Source organism: Pedobacter sp. MC2016-24, assembly GCF_015223055.1.
Taxonomy (GTDB): Bacteria; Bacteroidota; Bacteroidia; order Sphingobacteriales; family Sphingobacteriaceae; genus Pedobacter.
On the sequence record NZ_JADFBX010000003.1, the window covers coordinates 97580 to 114605 of the forward strand.

A 17026-nucleotide genomic window follows, 5' to 3' on the forward strand; every position below is an offset into this window, starting at 1 on the left:
TTAAGTAGACAGGGGGCTTAGAAATAAAGCGGTATGGAAAAAATATTTTTCACCGGTGGTTTTTATGAGTCCTCTGACGCTAATATCCACCTTTTTCTTGATCTCTGTGATGTTCCGCAAAGGATAGACATTTTCAACTTCGGTGATGTGAACCTCTACTGAGGTATTGTAAATCCGAAACTCATAATCGGTAATTGATTTGAGCAGCGACTTGCGGAATTTTTCCTCCCAGATGCTTTCACTTACAATTAATTCAAAATCCAGATCCCAGATTTCGCAGCCAAAATCGTGCTGATATCTATGCTCTCCATAACGGGTAAAAATGACAAGTTCTATGTTATTGGAAATAGATTTTCCCAGGTCAGTAGACTGAAGGCCAGTGCCTGAAAAGATGGAGTTAAATCTAAACGGTTTGTTGAAAAAATTCTCAGACATACATGTTTGGCTTAGAGTTTGCTAAAAGTAAAACAAATTATTTCGTTTTAATAACTAAACAACAAATAAAAGAAATTGTCGTAGTGCAATGTTAATTTAAAGAATTTTGTGCGATTGTAAGTGGGGTTGATTATTGAATTGAATGCTGATATACTACCATATAAGACCATTAAAACCGTTATGAAACCAATTAATGCCATCGAAATCAGGAATGCTTACCTTAAGTTTATTTTAAACTTTGCATTCCTCAGTTTATTCTCCATTTTTTGTATTTATCTTTTTTTCGCTGCTTCTAATTATGAGTATATTCTGCTCGATAAAAAAGTGAAGGAAACAGAAAAACTATCTTATTTAAGAAAAGATATCAATACAAATTTCGACCTCATCCTTGTCCGCTTTAAAGAGCTTGCCCAATACCGGGATTATAATGCAAATGAAATGAGCAAACAAAGCATTTTGCTTAATGATATCCAAACCGCCAATAACAGGATAAAAGATTTGATTTCTAAGAAAGCCAATCCCAGTCTAAGTTTTGATTTGTATCAAAAGTTGAACAATAATGTGGGTGCCATGGCCGATTTGCAAGACTCCCTCCTCAAATCAAGGGGAGATATACAACGGTATAAAGAGCAGGTCTACGATTGCCAAAGGGTAAACAGATCTGCAGTCAACAGGATTAGAAACGGTATTTATGGCCGATAATTAAGGATTATGATCAAATTAAGTATAAAAGAAAGGCGAGAACAGTTCTTGTTTTTTGTGGCGCTGTTTGTTTTTACTGTTGGGCTGTTAAGCTTTGGAATGTTTTATAGCGGCAATTCAGGACATGAAATTTCTAAAGAAGAACTCGAAGTTAAGATTAACGAGAACGAGGTATTCGAAAATATGGTGAAAGAAACCATGCCTATAGTTGATACCACTTTCAGGCAGATTACCAGATACAATCCAAATGTGCAGGCTGTTTTTTTAAAAAACGACATTCAACTTTCATTAGGCTCAATTAAAACCGCATTTGACCGCAAAGCATCAGATTCGCGGTATAAAATCTTTGTGCAGACTGCTCAATTGTACGACAGGTTGTTTTACGACCGTCAAGAACAAAATAGAAACATCACCGATATCGAATTATATAAAAAGCAATTGGAAGACTGCATTACCAACAGGCATCAATTGCAGCAAACCATATATTCAAGATAAAACCCTTAAAAATCAACCTATTAAAAACGCTAACTATGTCCGACACAAACACCAAGCAAGTTAATTCCAATTCGCAAGGCTACGTTATTCTCTACATCCTGCTGGCTGTACTGCTCTTAACCGGCCTGATTTTCTTGTTTAAGAGTTCATTGTTCGAAAAAAGAGCAATCGATGCGAAAATCGTTAAAGATGAAATTTATTTAAATGAAGATTTAGTTTTTACCGACAACACACCAAAAGCCACCAAATGGTTATGGGAATTTGGAAACGGTGAAAAAGCAACCTCAAAAACCGGCTCTTACCATTACACTAAGCCCGATACCTATATTGTACGTTTAACTGTAGACGGAGAACTGCGTCAGGAATTTCCGGTAACGGTAAGGGATACCGTGCGGACAGTGGTAGATACTGCATTAACCATCAGTGGACCTACCGCTGGCCTGGTTAACGAAGAGATCCGTTTAGAAGGAGATGGACAAGGGAAGGACTTCGAATGGTCTTTCGGTGAAACCGGGCGTGTAGATGTGAAAGGAAAAACAGCCTTGTACACTTACCGCGCCCCCGGAAAATATGTGGTCCGTCTCAGAACAGAAAAAAGCCATAAACCAGCTTTCTTAACCATTTTGATTTCCGATCCCAATGCCGACATCGTATCTGATCTTGTTGCTCCAGGCGATGGAGAACGCAAAACCATTGATGATATCCGGGCCAGGCTGCAAGCCATAGCAAATGGTGCCGATTTCAATGCCAATTACTATTACCTCGTTAACAAATACATGTGCAGCAACGAAAAAGTAACGGTAAATATAGAAATGAATGGCAAGAAGAAGCAGACTGACATTTATTCTTACTGCATGGGATTAACTTTTGGAGGCGAAATCGCAATCGATGAGGCCCAGTTGACCATTAAGCCAAATTCTAACTGTGCAAGCCTGTTGAATATCAAACAACATTCAGGAACGGTCCAGGCAGAAACATCGTCAACTAGCGATGCCGCAGCAAAAACCAAATAAACTCAGATCCTAACTTCGTTTTACAGTTCATCTACCAAGACTATGAAAAAATATTATGCCTTAATCATCCTGTTTTTAGGAGCGTCTTATGCCCATGCTCAATCTCCGGCATCATTTGGCAAAAAAGTGAAATACATGCCTAAATCTTACGAGAAGCCAGCAGAAACCATTAATGTTAACGATGCAACCAGTGGTAGCAATCTGCCCTGGATCGTTTTTTCCGACCAGGAAGATAACTATACTACTACCTCTCCGGGTGGAAGTCTGATCATGAAAAAATTAAGTTTTATGGAACCTTTTTATGTTTCTAAAGAAGAAAATGGTTACCTGAAACTGGTTAAGTACAAAGCGGGAATGATCCGGGGACGGAAAATAACTGATAAAAAAAGTGCCATCAGTTACGGTTGGATAGCCAAATCTAAATTGCTGTTGTGGCAACGGTCATTCTCTAACCAAAAAACGGGTTATGCAGAAAAAGCCATCGGGATTGTCAATGGTAAAAATGCGCTGACCGAACCGAAATTTTATTTCGATGGCAGCGATTCTATCCTAGTTTACAACACACCGGAGCTTAAAGACAGGCGCGGTAAAGTTAGGCTCCACGAAATTGCTTATATCTATAAGAAATCAGAAGATGGAAAAAAGTATTTAATCGGTTCTGACGATCAGCTGGTCACAGATAATGCCCTGAAAAGTATTTATGGATGGGTTTCAGCCGAGGCAGTACACAGCTGGGGAGATCGGCTTTACATCACTTCAGTTAAGCCAGGCAGTTACGACAATGACGATTCGACCTCAACAGTCATTGGACATGGAATCAACAGGGGAACGATGTTTTCCGTAGATCCTTTATTACCAGCAGAAAACCTGATCTTAAGAAGCGTACCAGTGATTTCTGATGATGCGGGTACTTATGCTGTAGGAGTTGCCACTGATGTTTACAATAAAAAAGACAATAAAATATTAACTATTAATGGTTCTGCACTTTCTTATGAGGATTATTTGAACCTGCGTAAAAATAAAAGCAAGGTCAATGTTGTCTTTATAGTAGATGGGGGAAGCTCGATGACCAAATATTTTTCCGGGATGACCAATACCATTGCATCTTTTGAAAGTATCATGGGTGATTTTGGGAGAGGAACCAAAGTGAGCTATGGTGGTGTCGTGTACCGTGGCGAAACCGGATGTTCAGTCAAAGGAATTTTTGTTAGCCCCATTCAGAATGATTACAGGCAGATCATGACCTTCTTCTCAGATCAGGCAAAGAATACAACGAGATGTAATGGTCAGGTGGTTGAAGCGCCGGTTTTCCAGGCACTTAAAACCGGTTTAAATTTGTTTAAGGCTAAAAAGAATGAAACCAATTTAATTGTGCTTGTTGGTAGTACCGGAAATATTAATGGTACCAACAACTATCTGATCAATGAATTGAGCGAGCAGGTTGCGCTTGCTGATGCCCGGATTTTAGCCTTACAAGTGTACAGTGATTATAATGCCTCATTCAATGATTTCGTCATCCAGTCTCGTAAGCTGATTTCAGAATCCGCCATCCGCGCTGCCGAATACAGAAAAAATACAATGGTTAAGGGAGAAGGTTTAAAGAGCTTCCAGCCTTACAATACAAGTCTGCAGGATTCAATTTCTTACTACCTGGATTATCCTAAAAACAGCTTAATACAAGGTGGTATTGTTTTTCCTACCAAGGGAACAGTAAATCCAAATCAGAGCATGACCATTGCCCTGCGGCGCTTTGTAAAAGAAACCAAAATGGATATTTATAATCAGGTGAGTTCATTGGACAGTGCATTCCGGCTGACGGGCATATCCCGTAAAAATCTTTCACCAGATGTAGAAGGCTTACTGTCTGGACCTGCAGGCGAAGAGGTAGCCGACCGTATGCCACACAATGCCTTCAAATATTATAGCACAGCAAACTTACCTGCTGATCTAGTGAAAAATAACCACAGTACTTTACAATATGCTATTGTTTTAAATAACATGGAGTACAAACAGATCGTAGACATCTTTTCTACAATGCTTGGACAAAATCTCCAGGCAGATCAATCTTCTTTCCGGAGCAAGCTGGTTAAAAATTATTTAAAGGTACCTAACCAGTTGCTTGGCATGAAAGTTTCATCAGGAGCGGTAAAAGCCATGACTTTAGCCAGCTACATCAAGTTGGTGACCGGCCTGCCTTTGAATAATGAGTTTCTTACACAGTACACCGTAGGTGATTTAAACAGACCTTCAAAAATGCCGTTGGATCAATTTGAAAACTATATTAATCTATTAAATCAATCCGTACAGCAAATTAAAAGGGCCACACAGATTGAGCAGCAGTTTGTATCTAACGGCAAAAACTATTATTACATCACCGAAAATAATTTTAACCAGGCAGTTTTGCCAAAAACCAATTGAGGCATATGGCAATTACAAATTTAAGCGAATCGGTAAAAACGGCATTGCACATTGCACAGTCGCTCGCAAAAGAATATAGAAATGAAGTGTTTTCTGCCGCTCATTTGCTCAAAGGATTGATGCATAAGGACGTCGGTTTACGCGCCTTCATTACATCAATCGGAAAAGATGAAGAATACATCAGCGAATGGGCAGAGGTCCGTATTGATGAGCAGGCAAAATCGGCAAGTTTTAGCGATACGGTTAGCGGTGCGGCGGAAATTGCTGTTATTTTTGAAGAGGCAGATCATATTCGCATTAAACTGGGTTTAGATTTAATTACACCGGTTTGTGTATTGGCGGCATTGGCAAAACCAGGTGTCGGATTTCAACCAGATCAGTTGAAATCTTTCCCGATCAAAGAACGTGAAATTTTAGACCTCTATTTAAAAGATGAGGAAATTTCAAGTGTCGTTTCTCCAAATAAAGCAGGTGCCGCTGCGGCACAAAAAAGTACAGGTAATGCACTGCATAAGTACTGTATGGACAGATTACAGATGGTTAGGGACGGTAAAACAGATCCGATCATCGGCAGGGATAAAGAGACCCGTATGATGATGGAGATCCTTTGTCGCAGAACGAAACCAAATGTGATCCTTACAGGAGATGCCGGTGTAGGTAAAACGGCACTGGTTGATGGTTTTGCTATTGATATTGTAAACCAGAATGTGCCTGACCGGTTAAAGCCGGTTCAGCTTTTTGAGCTCGATTTAGGGTCGCTCATTGCCGGTGCGTCCTACAAAGGAGAAATAGAAGACCGCTTAAAAAATATCATTAAGGAAATTAAGCAATTTGAAAAGGCGGTGCTTTTTATTGATGAGATTCATACCTTATTGGATAGCAAAGGGCCATTGGGTGCAGGTATTGGCAATCTATTAAAACCAGAACTTGCGCGTGGAGAAATAACGGTAATTGGGGCAACGACCATTGATGAATACCGCAAAATCATTGAACCGGAACAAGCTTTTAGCAGGCGCTTTGAAGTGCTTCAGGTGAATGAACCAAATGAGGAGAGCACCATAAAAATGCTTCAGAAACTGGCTGTAAAGTATGAGGAGCATCATACCTTAAGCATTGATCCGGATGCATTGGGCGAATGTGTTCGCTTGGCTAAACGCTATATGAAAGACCGGAGACTCCCGGATTCTGCTTTTGATTTGCTGGACAGGACCATGGCTGCTATGAAAATGATGAACGACACCTCTGATCAGGTTATTGATGGCTTAGAGGCGGATTTAGAAGCATTAAAGGGCAACGAAGCACAATCAGAAGCCGAGCAATTCGCCGATTATAAATGGCTGTTCTCCTTACTTCAGAATAAATTGAGCCCGGTTTTGCTGGGCCGTTTAACGGATGAAACACAGACCGATGCCTTTGAAATTGCGGATGAATACCGTGAATATATAGATCGTAGCCTTCAGGAGTTGAAGAAATATGCTGCAGAAAAGAGCGATCGGATTACCAAACAGGACATTGCTTCTATCGTTGCTTATAAAACAGGTATCCCAATGGGAAAACTGCAAGCCGGTGAGAAGGAGAAACTGTTGAACATGGAGCAATACCTGAAAAAGCGTGTAGTAGGACAAGATCAGGCGCTTAAAGCAGTTTCAGATGCGATATTGGAATCGCGGAGTGGGCTGAACAAAAAAGGTCAGCCTATCGGTTCATTCTTCCTACTGGGACCAACAGGTACAGGTAAGACCGAACTGGCCAAATCCATAGCCGAATTTTTATTTAACGATGAAAAGGCGATGATCCGCTTCGATATGTCGGAGTTTAAAGAAGAACACAGTGCCGCATTACTTTATGGAGCTCCTCCAGGTTATGTGGGCTACGAAGAAGGCGGCTTGCTGGTCAATAAAATCAGGCAGCAGCCATATTCAGTGCTGTTGTTTGATGAAATTGAAAAAGCACATCCCTCAGTTTTCGATACCTTTCTTCAGATTCTGGATGAGGGGCACATGCACGACCGTTTAGGTAAAGAAGGTGATTTTAGCAACTCATTGATTCTTTTTACCTCAAATATTGGTAGTGAGTGGATCGCAGAACAGATTGGAAAAGGTGTGATCCCTGCTTCGAATCAATTGATGGAAGTTATGGCCGGGCATTTCCGCCCTGAATTTTTAGCCAGAATTTCAGAAATTGTTCCTTTTGCACCAATTAATGAAAGCAATGTGGTGCGCATTTTCGAAATTCAGTTAAATAGCCTGATCCAGTCTCTGAATAAAATGGGGATCGAATTTGAGATCGCAGAAGATGCCAAGAAAATGATCGCTTTAGATGGATTTACGCCCAAGTATGGAGCAAGGCAATTGTCGGCCGTCATCAGGAATCTGTTACGCAGACCAATTTCTAAGTACATCATTTCTGGTGAGTTAAAGAAAGGATCTAAGATTAAAGTCAGCAAACACCAGGATACAGATCAGTTAGAATGGAACATTATTCAGCCCGAAGGTGTAATATTGGAACAATAATTGAGTTAAAACGTTAACTATGATATTATTATAAAAATTAACCATAACCCTAAATCAACATACTATGTTTAACTATGAAATTGGAGGTAATGAACGAAAAGTTGACGCTTCAGAAGCTTTCGCAGAAATTGCCTATAACAAAACGCTATTTGTACAAAAACTTACCGATAACGAACCAATAAAACCGGAGAAGGTCGAAGGACTAAAAACGGTGAAGGAAGTATTCCAGCATTATAAACCAAACGTAAAAGTATCCTTCGAAAAGCAAGACGGAAGTACTGTTAATGAAACGATCAATTTTAACGATCTGGGAGATTTCGGTGTAAAAAATATCATCAATCAAAGTAATTACCTTACCAATGTTAACATTGAGCGAGAGATGTCACTGAATGTAATCAAACAATTAAAATCTAACAAAACCTTAAAGGCTACGCTTGACGACGAAGAAACTAAGTCGGCTTTCATTAGCGCTTTAAAGAACTTTGTTGATGAATTGGAGCAGAATAAATAACCTAACCGCTGAGCAGACATGTCAAATCCTCAAGAATTAAAAACAGACCAAAATACGTCTGAAGCAGGTTTTAAACCAGCCGAAGGCAAAACGATAGCAAAAACCTCACTTAAAGATAATTTAGAAAAGCTGGCTAAAGTTGGCGGTTTCGATTTGTTAGAAGCCACAGTTGACGGCCTTCAAAATTTGAACCCCGAAAGGAAAGCCAGGAAGCAGATCTTTTTAACCGGTGATGAAAAAAAGAAAGAACGTGAAGAACTGAAAAAGAAAATTCAGCTTTGGATCGATGTGCTCGAATCTTCTACATCTGTTGCAGATATGGTTGAACAAAGCACCGAAAAACTGAACCTTGCTGAAGAAAATCTAAACAAAAATATTGGAACCGCGCTGGAAAGTACCAGGGAGCTGGAGCAAGCCTACAGGTCTGTCCATTTGTTTTATAAAAATACCGAAGCGGATAAACTTAAAAATGTGGTGCTGCTAAACGCCTCCATGGATCAGATTAAAGATTTAGACAATCCCCGTTTTATTGAATACGTTGATGATGAGCTAAAACAGAATTATGACCGTCTAGATCTGCGTAAAAACTATTCATTAATGGTAGTGCCTGGTTACATGGGTTCCAACAAGGTATTAGAAAAATGGGGTAAAATTGCACACAACAACAAAGCCATGCTGATCACAGATTTTGCAGATCTTGATCAACCGGATGATGTACTCGATTTATTTACGGCCGCAGATTTTACAGGTGCTGATCCATTCAGATCTAATGTGATTATGACCTGTAACTGGTTAATCGGCCGTGGTAAAGTTGCTGAAGTTGGAGAAGAAGATGACCTCACAGTACCAGGCTCAGCCGCACTTGCCGGTAAAATGTACCATACTTTGATGTCTCAGGTAACTGCAGGTAAAAAACACGGTGCAATCAATGAGGTTGACGGTGTGAAATTTGACCTGAAGAAAAGTGAAATTTCTCATCTGGAAAGAGTTGGCCTCGTTCCTATGGTTAATGAATACGGAAAAGTAATGGCTTTTTCAGCTAAAACCTTGTTTAACGGTGATAACATCGGTTTACAAACTTATTCTGTAGTGCGTGTATTTGATTACATTACTAAAGTATTGTTTGACTTCTTAAACAGGCGGGCATTCGAAAACTGGACCTCTAAAACGGAGCAGGATTTACGCGGGCAGATCGTTAAATTCCTGGATGGCATTCAGGGAGCAGATCGTTTAATCGAAAGGTTTAAGATTATGCGCTTTGAAAGAGATGAAACCCAAAAAGACAGAATCCATTTAGATATTCACATCACGCCTTATTTTCCAGCTAAAAGCTTTGTTGTAAAGCTGGATGGACATAAGGGTGAAGATGAGAATACCACCTGGAATACCAATTATGATCAGCAATAGTTTTTGAATAGCTGAACATAGAAACCCAACCCTGCGTTGGGTTTTTTTGTGGATTATACATGACAATAATAAAATCTTTGTAGTTTTGTAATACATCCGCCCGATCAGATTAATCAAAAAGAATGAAGCAAGTACTTATCCTGAATGGCGATATTGAGAAAAACGCATCTACAAATTTCCTGATTAATGCCTATAAGCAAGGTGCAGAAAGTGCTGGCGCAACCGTAAAGGAGCTGGCCATCATTGACCTGATCTTTAATTCGAACAAACTGTTTAACAACAGACAAATTGCCGAATTGGAACCTGATTTGCAAAAAGCATTAACGGCGATCAGGCAAAGTAACCATGTTGTGCTTTTTTGCCCGGTATATGTAGATCACATTCCAGCAAAAATTAAAGGCTTTTTTGACCGGCTGTTTATGCCCGACCAAATTTTTACAGCCCAGCAGCAGCATGTAAATAACAATTTCAGTGGCCGTTCAGCGAGAATTGTGTCTATCCTGGACGAGGCAACCTTAAAAGAATGGAAAGCAAATAAGAAAACAACTTATCTCTCCATCAAAAAAGCTGTTTTTGAAAAATGTAAAATGAGTCCGGTGCTCACCAATACCATAGGGCAATTGCATTCACTGGAAAATCATTACAGTCAAAAGTGGCTGGTCAAAATGGAAAAATTTGGTTCCCTGTTGATCTAAATCCATTTCCGTTATCCGCTTCTGCGGCAAAAAGCTACATAGTGTTGGGAATCACTACAATAAAGGTGTTGTAACGCTTAATTTTTGAATAAAAAAACTACTTTGTACTTTTCCACATCTTTTCCACAAAATAATCCGTTTAACAAAGCTTTTTGGATCATTCTTGAGTTTATTCCTGTTTTTACAGCCTGGCTATTCCTTATATATGAGTTAGATATGACATAGTTGGCCTGATATTTGGTTAACGTTAATTGCGTGGCGGATGCTACATTAATTCATTTATTAACCTTTAAATTTTAAAACTATGGCTTTCAAAGCTAGATTAAATTTTTCGGGCAAGGAGTACGATGTGCTTCACTGTGCCTATGCGTTAAACCGCGATGTAGATGCTAAGGGAAGACCCTCTTCCGGAGTTTACGGCGGTACGATCGATATTGAGATCGAATCAACTGAAGACACCTCAATCATCGAGGCGATGGTAAACAATCAGTACAAACCGATTACAGGAACCCTTCTGATCAAGAAAACAGAGGAAGATGCCAAAATGAAAGAAGTTAATTTCGAAGATGGCTACATTGTTAAATATTCCGAAGGAATAAACATTGTAGGCGATCACCCGATGACACTCAAGTTCCAGATTTCTGCCAGAAAGCTTAAATTAGGTAACGCTGAGCATCTTAATGATTGGCCAAAAGTCTAATACAAGACTCATCGCAATGCGCCAACAAATTATCTATTCTTTCAACATTAAAAAAAATTATCATGGCATTTAAAACCCGTTTAAACTTAGGATCAAAAGAATTTGATGTACTACAGTGCAGCTTTTCATTAAACAGAGATGTTGACGCAAAAGGCCGTCCTTCATCAGGTGTTTATGGTGGTACCATCCACATCGAAATCGAATCTACTGAAGATACTTCAGTGATCGAATCTATGGTTAACAATCAATATAAGCCTCTTTCCGGAACATTGGTTTTCAAAAAAGGTGAAGAGGATTCAAAAATGAAAGAACTGTCTTTCGAAGATGGTTACATCATCCAATATAACGAAGGCATTGCCGTAAACGACAATACGCCAATGACTTTAAGTTTTGTAGTATCTGCGCGCAAGCTAAAGCTGGGTAACGCAGAACACGAAAATGACTGGCCTAAGGGTTAATTTAATCAACATCAGGCACAAAATCAATTGAAGCGACTGGCTTATGCCAGTTGCTTTTAGTTTGCGATGCTATATTTTATCGCTATGGTTTTTGCTGCCCACTATCACCTGAGCTCAATTAAACTCAAATTATGTTTAATCATCCCAAACATATTGTGATAAAAAACGATGACCAAGGTTTATAATCAATATGGAAAAGAAACTAGTTACAGAAATCAATATAGAGGATAAGGAAATTACTCATTTTGCTTCCTTTAGCCTGCAACAAGCTTTTAACGATCATCATTATTTCGAATTACGTTTTAACCATGATCAGATGGGTGCGCCAGGTCTGATCAGTTTAGATGATAGTCGTGATTTTGTAGGCAAAACCTTAACTGCATCTTTTGGCCATTTGCCAGGTGGTATGCAGCATTTTGTGGGTTTGGTGTCTAAAGTTGAGCTGTCACAGAACCATGGTTACCATGGGGTTTTAATTGTAAGTGGGTATAGTCCTACGATTTTAATTGACCGTGGACCAGATTTAGGCTCTTACTTAGATAAAGACCTGAATGAAATTGTGAAATTGGCCACAAAAGATACACCGGCCAATGATTTAAAGGTTGTGACCAATGCCTCGCGAAGTGCATCTATAGATTATATCATTCAGTATAGAGAAAGTGATTTTGCATTTCTTAACCGGCTTTCTGCCGAATATCATGAATGGCTTTACTATGATGGAAAGCAACTCAACTTCGGAAAACCCAACGAACAAAAAGAAGTGGCTTTGTTTTATGGAAGAGATGTCCAGGAAATGCAGTATGCTATGGAAATTGCACCCATCAAAAACAGGCGCTTCTCTTACAATTCAAAGCAAAATGACATTTTGCAGGGCGAAAGTACAGGTAAAGCCAGTGGCACGCCAGATTTATCACATGCCATTCAGGCTTCAAATCTAACCTATAGTAAAATCTTCAATCAACCTGCATTGATCAGGGTGGATAATGATGACGACATTAAAAATCTGGTAGAAAATGAAGAAAAAGCGAATACCAGTGAACTTTTAAAAGTGACGGGCAGGGGCGATAATGCCGAACTTAGTATTGGCAGTATTGCTGAAATTACCATGAGCCTCCGTAAAGAACTTGCTTTTACAACTGAAAGCCTGGGCAAGTTTCTGATCACCAGCATTAAACACCACATCGATGAAAATGGTAAGTATCACCATACCTTCGAAGGAAAAATATCAAGCACAGAGCGCTTATTGGTTAGAAATTTCGAAAAGCCACAACCTGATATGCAATTGGCAGACGTGATTGATAATAACGATCCACAGGGCCAAGGCCGCATTAAGGTGCAATTTAAGTGGAAATGCTTAACCAATGATGTAACCGAGTGGTTACGCGTGGTTAGTCCGAGTGCAGGTACCGGTGACCGGGGAAATAACCGCGGATATTTTGCAATACCAGAGATTGACGATCAGGTAATGGTTGCCTTTGAAGAAGGAAACATCGCTCGTCCGGTAGTAATGGGAAGTGTTTACCATAGTGCAAACGTGGATAGCAGTCCCTTAATTAAAAATCACCTGAAAAGTATTATGACCAGAAGCGGTCACCTGATCGAGTTTGACGATGATCCGAATACCCAGGGGATTAAGATTACCGATATCAACAGCAATATTATCCATATTGACACCAAGGGCAATAATATTACCGTCACTGCGCTGGAAAACATGACTTTAAACTGTAAGAACATGCAGATCAATGTAGCAGAAAATATGGATATGAAAGTGGGCAAAGATCAATCGGTTTCTGTCGGCAATAACCAGACTACCTCTGTAAATAAAGATCTGGGTACAACAGTAGGCAATAATTATTCGCTTAGCGCAACCGGAGACATCCAGGAAAGTTCAGATAAAAGATCAGAGTACGTAACCAAGGATTTTGTAAGGCAGTCAGAAACTTCAAACGAGCTCGCCAGTGAAATCTCCATTTTTAGTCAAAAGGAAAACATGACCCTGCAAAGCGGCAAAACCGTGGAAATAAACAGTGCAGAGAAATCAAAATTATTCTAGTTATGGCCATTACAAAACAATCAAACAATATGAAAATTAAGGTTCGCTCGGATTATAACCTGGTTGTGGAGCAAAAATTAGAGAAAATGGCTGATCAGCTAAATGTCGAAGCTATGTATCAAAATTTAGTTTTGGCAAGTAACAAACAAATTGTTGGCGAAGGAAATAAATAGGTTATGGCAAATGTTCAATTTAAAGAGTATACGCCAACATTAATAGAGATCGAACCGAAGTGTCTGGTGCATTTTCGTCCACATAGCAAATACAATGGCGAGTTTGGTTTCGATTGGGTCAGGCTCGGTGATTCCGGAAATAAAGGCGATGTATGGTATAAAAACATTATCGGCTATTACGAGACCCCGAAAAAAGCAAATGGTGATTACGATTACTGTAACCCTAAATTTATTCAAAGCACTAAAGCATATGACAATCTGGTTTTCGGCGAGTTCAGACGTTTTTCTGTTCCCTGGAAAACCACTAATAAAGACGCGCCCTACATCTATGCCATCCCTTATATGACCTTGCTTCCCGAATATTCGGCCAAGCTAAAACTCATTGTCGAAGTAGAAGAGGAACCTGAAAAGTTCGAATTTAAGTATAATGAAGCCTTTTTTGATGTCGCCATAGATAAGGAGCTGCCCCTAACAAAAGGGAAATTGACACTAGACAGTGCAATCACGGTCAAGTGTAAAGATTATTTCGAAAAAGATGAATTTATTGAGGTTTATGCCTTGAAGGAGGGTGAAAAGTATCTCGTTGGCCAGCTCATTGTGAAACGAAATCATACCAAATTTCATCGTTTTATAAAAGTCTGTTTTGTGAATGTCAGGATTGGAACTAAGCAATCGATGATGAGTATTACGAATGAAAAAGTTGCCTTGCGAAAGTATCTGAGACAAGCCTACATCAAAGCTGAGATCAAAACTGAAAACATTTCAGCCTCCAGCGAAAAGGAAATTCTGGATGCACTCGATAAATATAGCGAGGATCCTAAGGATTCTGCATTTTACATTCTGGAGAAATATCTGTATCAGCAACAGAAAAAGAACTATCTCGCATCTAAATACAACAATTACAGAAAAATATTTTTCGTTCCGATGATTCTTGAAAGTAAGTCCTGTGGAAGTACGGGTTATGTGATGGGGCAAACCCAGGAAATTCCGAAAAAGAAGGGACTGGAAAAGCCGAGCATTGTGATTGCTGATATTGTCAGAACAAATAAAATACTGAAAACTCCGCCGAGCATTGATGAGAGCACTGTTGCCCATGAAATGTGTCATAGTATAGCGCTTTCACACACTTTCCTCAACAACAGCAAATATGTTTTTAAAGAATTTACTACAGATAACATTATGGATTATTACGGTAAAACTGCCATAAAGGCCAAGCAGTTATACAAGTGGCAATGGGAGCGGTTATGGGAAATGTTATAAAAGTTCTTCAAATAAATTTGATGCTTTGCCTGTTGGTTTTGTCATGTTCCTGCCGGCAAACCAAATCGGGACAGGTAAGGCAACAAGATACTATACCCAATAAAAAAAATAAAACTGCACAGGAAAAAGAACCACAAATGAAAAAGTTTGATGTTGATAATTATGAAAAGCGGATGATCGCAAATCCGGATTATGAGGGAAGGACACTGGAAGATGGATCTTATGTGAGAGAATATTATATTCCTAAGCCCAATGTAGATGCAGAGCCCTTTACCCGAAATGCTGCGCAGCTTTTTGTAGAACGGATCGAACATAAAGATGGATTTCACGAGCTGATTTCCTATTACAACAATGGAAATATCCATGAATACAATCAATTTTTTTCGATCGAACTGGAAGTTGGCATCTGGAAATATTACGATGCGCAGGGCAACCTGACCAAATCCGTCGATAAGGATTTGGGTTACAAATTTACCCTGAACGATATCATTGCCTTTGGTAAAAGAAATGGGGTTGATTTTCATCAGGATGGAGATTTGCAGCGGGCTTTTAGCGACCGGTTTAAAAAAAATGTCTGGACGGTGATCTGGATTGAAGATTTGCCAGCCGGAGATCGTGTTCAGCATGTTTGTATATTAGATGGCAACAGTGGTGATGTATTGGAACGACTGAAGCGGCCTGCACCGACACGCAAGGCAAGCAGGTAGCGATTTAGAATTGGTTGATTTGATAACGGAGGCAAACCTATGGACATTTCAAATAAAACAATACACTATTCAGGTATCAATGCCCTTCGTTTAGAATGGCCGGCTGAACTGTGTATTAAATATGGAGTTGTACTTACTTTTAACTCGGCGGAAGGAAAAAGTAATGAGGTGAAATATGTGTTGCAGATTACCAGGTTAAAACCCGGTCCGGCAGGGCAGGCCTTATTTCAGATCGAGCGCATCGGCGGTGTTTTTGTTAACGAAATCTTACCTGATCTGGTAGCTGACCGCCTTGCTTATGCGGCGGGGCAGGTATTTTACCCCTTAGTTATTACAGTTGACCAAAATGGCGGCTTTGAAAGCATTTACAACCATCAGGAAATCCTAAAAAGATGGCCAGGTATCAAAGATAACGTCCTGAATAATTTTGAAGGGAGTGTTGTTGAGGATTATATCGGTCGGATGGAACAACAGCTTGCCAACGCCGATTGTATACAGCTTGCATTTTTAAACAACGATTGGTTTATCCAGATATTTTTTAAGCCAATTTATAAAGAATATGGCCCGGACCAGGTTGCTGAATCGACCTATAAATTTCCGATAGCGCGGGATTTTAAGACAGAAGGCTATTTAACCAGGGAAAAATTGAGCGCAGAAACAAATGATTTTGGAGGAATTGAACTGCTGCACGAGGGCCCAATATTGGCCATGGAAGAGGAGGAATTGTACCTGGACAGCAAAATCACAGGTGATTACAAAGGCGTTTACCTTTTACATCCCAAATTTAAGCGAATCATCTCCGTTGTTTCAGATTTTACTTACCAGGAACTGCAGAAAAAAAGTGTACAGGTAAAAATAGTGCTGATCCCGGAAGAAGGGAACGAATTTGATCATGATTTTATATTAGATACCAATGTTACCGGTTTACCGGTATCAGAAATGGTGATCCTTGATGGACAATCTGGAAAAGGATTTTGGGATCGTTTACTAAAATAGACAAGACATGGCAGAGAAACATATTGTAGTTCAGGGAGCACAATGCATGTGTAAATTCGGCTCAGCTCCCGATAAACTAAAGGTAAAGACGCATACCAAAGAATATGCAAACGATAAAGACGGCAGCGAGAAACCGATAGCCACTACCAAAGATATTGGAAAAACTTTTGAGAAGAATATGTTTGGTTCCTGCTCAAAAATGAACAATAACCCCTGCAATGCAGTGGTCACGAAATGGTCTGGTTTTTATGAAGATTCCATCCTGGCCAATGGCGGACAGATGCTGCTTGAAGATAGCAAAGCTACTTGTCCCAGTGGTGCTACAGATTGCATTCAGATCGTTCAGCATGGTCAAAAAACGGAACCTTCAAAACAAAATTTTAATAACGCCGATAAGGATGTACAATCGCAGCTCAACCCAATGTCTGAGTCATTAGCTGAACCTGCCGATAATTCTGAAGGCCTTGAAGTAAGTGTTAAAGCATAACGT

At 39.7% G+C, this 17026-nt stretch carries 17 protein-coding genes; 16 read left to right on the plus strand and 1 reads right to left on the minus strand.

The annotated features are described in order from the left end of the window. Positions 1-435 carry a GPW/gp25 family protein gene (locus tag IM797_RS08790; RefSeq protein ID WP_194126748.1) on the minus strand — a complete coding sequence of 145 codons (435 nt, stop codon included), beginning with the start codon at positions 433-435 and terminating at the stop codon, positions 1-3. Positions 436-615: 180 nt separating this feature from the next. Here IM797_RS08790 and IM797_RS08795 point away from each other — a divergent pair, with 180 nt between their 5' ends. From IM797_RS08795 to IM797_RS08870, 16 genes are all read left to right on the plus strand, one after another. After that, entirely contained in the window at positions 616-1137 is a 522-nt protein-coding gene (locus IM797_RS08795) for a type VI secretion system TssO (RefSeq protein ID WP_194126749.1), read from the plus strand. A 9-nt stretch (positions 1138-1146) separates the two neighbouring features. After that, positions 1147-1632, plus strand: coding sequence for a type VI secretion system TssO (tssO, locus tag IM797_RS08800; protein WP_194126750.1), 486 nt, complete (start codon positions 1147-1149; stop codon positions 1630-1632). A gap of 35 nt (positions 1633-1667) precedes the next feature. Next, the gene (locus IM797_RS08805; protein WP_194126751.1) at positions 1668-2645 is read left to right on the plus strand and encodes a PKD domain-containing protein; all 978 of its coding nucleotides are present in this window, start codon (positions 1668-1670) and stop codon (positions 2643-2645) included. A 42-nt stretch (positions 2646-2687) separates the two neighbouring features. After that, a complete protein-coding gene (gene tssR, locus IM797_RS08810) occupies positions 2688-5063 on the plus strand; it encodes a type VI secretion system protein TssR domain-containing protein (RefSeq protein ID WP_194126752.1) in 2376 nt (791 codons plus the stop codon). 5 nt (positions 5064-5068) lie between these two features. Then, complete coding sequence (locus IM797_RS08815; RefSeq protein WP_194126753.1) at positions 5069-7576, plus strand: ATP-dependent Clp protease ATP-binding subunit; 2508 nt, start codon at positions 5069-5071, stop codon at positions 7574-7576. 64 nt (positions 7577-7640) lie between these two features. Next, positions 7641-8087 carry a hypothetical protein gene (locus IM797_RS08820; protein WP_194126754.1) on the plus strand — a complete coding sequence of 149 codons (447 nt, stop codon included), beginning with the start codon at positions 7641-7643 and terminating at the stop codon, positions 8085-8087. Between the two features lie 18 nt (positions 8088-8105). After that, entirely contained in the window at positions 8106-9494 is a 1389-nt protein-coding gene (locus IM797_RS08825; protein WP_194126755.1) for a DUF5458 family protein, read from the plus strand. A gap of 122 nt (positions 9495-9616) precedes the next feature. After that, entirely contained in the window at positions 9617-10189 is a 573-nt protein-coding gene (locus tag IM797_RS08830) for an NAD(P)H-dependent oxidoreductase (RefSeq protein ID WP_194126756.1), read from the plus strand. Between the two features lie 304 nt (positions 10190-10493). Next, entirely contained in the window at positions 10494-10889 is a 396-nt protein-coding gene (gene tssD / locus IM797_RS08835; RefSeq protein WP_194126757.1) for a type VI secretion system tube protein TssD, read from the plus strand. A gap of 62 nt (positions 10890-10951) precedes the next feature. Further along, a complete protein-coding gene (tssD, locus tag IM797_RS08840; RefSeq protein ID WP_194126758.1) occupies positions 10952-11347 on the plus strand; it encodes a type VI secretion system tube protein TssD in 396 nt (131 codons plus the stop codon). Positions 11348-11537: 190 nt separating this feature from the next. Beyond that, positions 11538-13400, plus strand: coding sequence for a type VI secretion system Vgr family protein (locus IM797_RS08845; protein WP_194126759.1), 1863 nt, complete (start codon positions 11538-11540; stop codon positions 13398-13400). 2 nt (positions 13401-13402) lie between these two features. Continuing rightward, the gene (locus IM797_RS08850; RefSeq protein WP_194126760.1) at positions 13403-13573 is read left to right on the plus strand and encodes a hypothetical protein; all 171 of its coding nucleotides are present in this window, start codon (positions 13403-13405) and stop codon (positions 13571-13573) included. A gap of 3 nt (positions 13574-13576) precedes the next feature. Then, complete coding sequence (locus IM797_RS08855; RefSeq protein WP_194126761.1) at positions 13577-14833, plus strand: hypothetical protein; 1257 nt, start codon at positions 13577-13579, stop codon at positions 14831-14833. A gap of 137 nt (positions 14834-14970) precedes the next feature. Continuing rightward, positions 14971-15540, plus strand: a complete 570-nt coding sequence (locus IM797_RS08860; protein WP_194126762.1) for a hypothetical protein — start codon at positions 14971-14973, stop codon at positions 15538-15540. 39 nt (positions 15541-15579) lie between these two features. Beyond that, a complete protein-coding gene (locus IM797_RS08865; protein ID WP_194126763.1) occupies positions 15580-16536 on the plus strand; it encodes a hypothetical protein in 957 nt (318 codons plus the stop codon). 7 nt (positions 16537-16543) lie between these two features. Then, positions 16544-17023, plus strand: a complete 480-nt coding sequence (locus IM797_RS08870; protein WP_194126764.1) for a DUF4280 domain-containing protein — start codon at positions 16544-16546, stop codon at positions 17021-17023. The last annotated feature ends 3 nt before the right edge of the window (positions 17024-17026 follow it).

Excerpts from the sequence above, each read along its gene's own strand:
- IM797_RS08790 (WP_194126748.1), bottom strand. The coding sequence starts at position 435 with ATGTCTGAGAATTTTTTCAACAAACCGTTTAGATTTAACTCCATCTTT.
- IM797_RS08795 (WP_194126749.1), top strand. The coding sequence starts at position 616 with ATGAAACCAATTAATGCCATCGAAATCAGGAATGCTTACCTTAAGTTT.
- tssO (WP_194126750.1), top strand. The coding sequence starts at position 1,147 with ATGATCAAATTAAGTATAAAAGAAAGGCGAGAACAGTTCTTGTTTTTT.
- IM797_RS08805 (WP_194126751.1), top strand. The coding sequence starts at position 1,668 with ATGTCCGACACAAACACCAAGCAAGTTAATTCCAATTCGCAAGGCTAC.
- tssR (WP_194126752.1), top strand. The coding sequence starts at position 2,688 with ATGAAAAAATATTATGCCTTAATCATCCTGTTTTTAGGAGCGTCTTAT.
- IM797_RS08815 (WP_194126753.1), top strand. The coding sequence starts at position 5,069 with ATGGCAATTACAAATTTAAGCGAATCGGTAAAAACGGCATTGCACATT.
- IM797_RS08820 (WP_194126754.1), top strand. The coding sequence starts at position 7,641 with ATGTTTAACTATGAAATTGGAGGTAATGAACGAAAAGTTGACGCTTCA.
- IM797_RS08825 (WP_194126755.1), top strand. The coding sequence starts at position 8,106 with ATGTCAAATCCTCAAGAATTAAAAACAGACCAAAATACGTCTGAAGCA.
- IM797_RS08830 (WP_194126756.1), top strand. The coding sequence starts at position 9,617 with ATGAAGCAAGTACTTATCCTGAATGGCGATATTGAGAAAAACGCATCT.
- tssD (WP_194126757.1), top strand. The coding sequence starts at position 10,494 with ATGGCTTTCAAAGCTAGATTAAATTTTTCGGGCAAGGAGTACGATGTG.
- tssD (WP_194126758.1), top strand. The coding sequence starts at position 10,952 with ATGGCATTTAAAACCCGTTTAAACTTAGGATCAAAAGAATTTGATGTA.
- IM797_RS08845 (WP_194126759.1), top strand. The coding sequence starts at position 11,538 with ATGGAAAAGAAACTAGTTACAGAAATCAATATAGAGGATAAGGAAATT.
- IM797_RS08850 (WP_194126760.1), top strand. The coding sequence starts at position 13,403 with ATGGCCATTACAAAACAATCAAACAATATGAAAATTAAGGTTCGCTCG.
- IM797_RS08855 (WP_194126761.1), top strand. The coding sequence starts at position 13,577 with ATGGCAAATGTTCAATTTAAAGAGTATACGCCAACATTAATAGAGATC.
- IM797_RS08860 (WP_194126762.1), top strand. The coding sequence starts at position 14,971 with ATGAAAAAGTTTGATGTTGATAATTATGAAAAGCGGATGATCGCAAAT.
- IM797_RS08865 (WP_194126763.1), top strand. The coding sequence starts at position 15,580 with ATGGACATTTCAAATAAAACAATACACTATTCAGGTATCAATGCCCTT.
- IM797_RS08870 (WP_194126764.1), top strand. The coding sequence starts at position 16,544 with ATGGCAGAGAAACATATTGTAGTTCAGGGAGCACAATGCATGTGTAAA.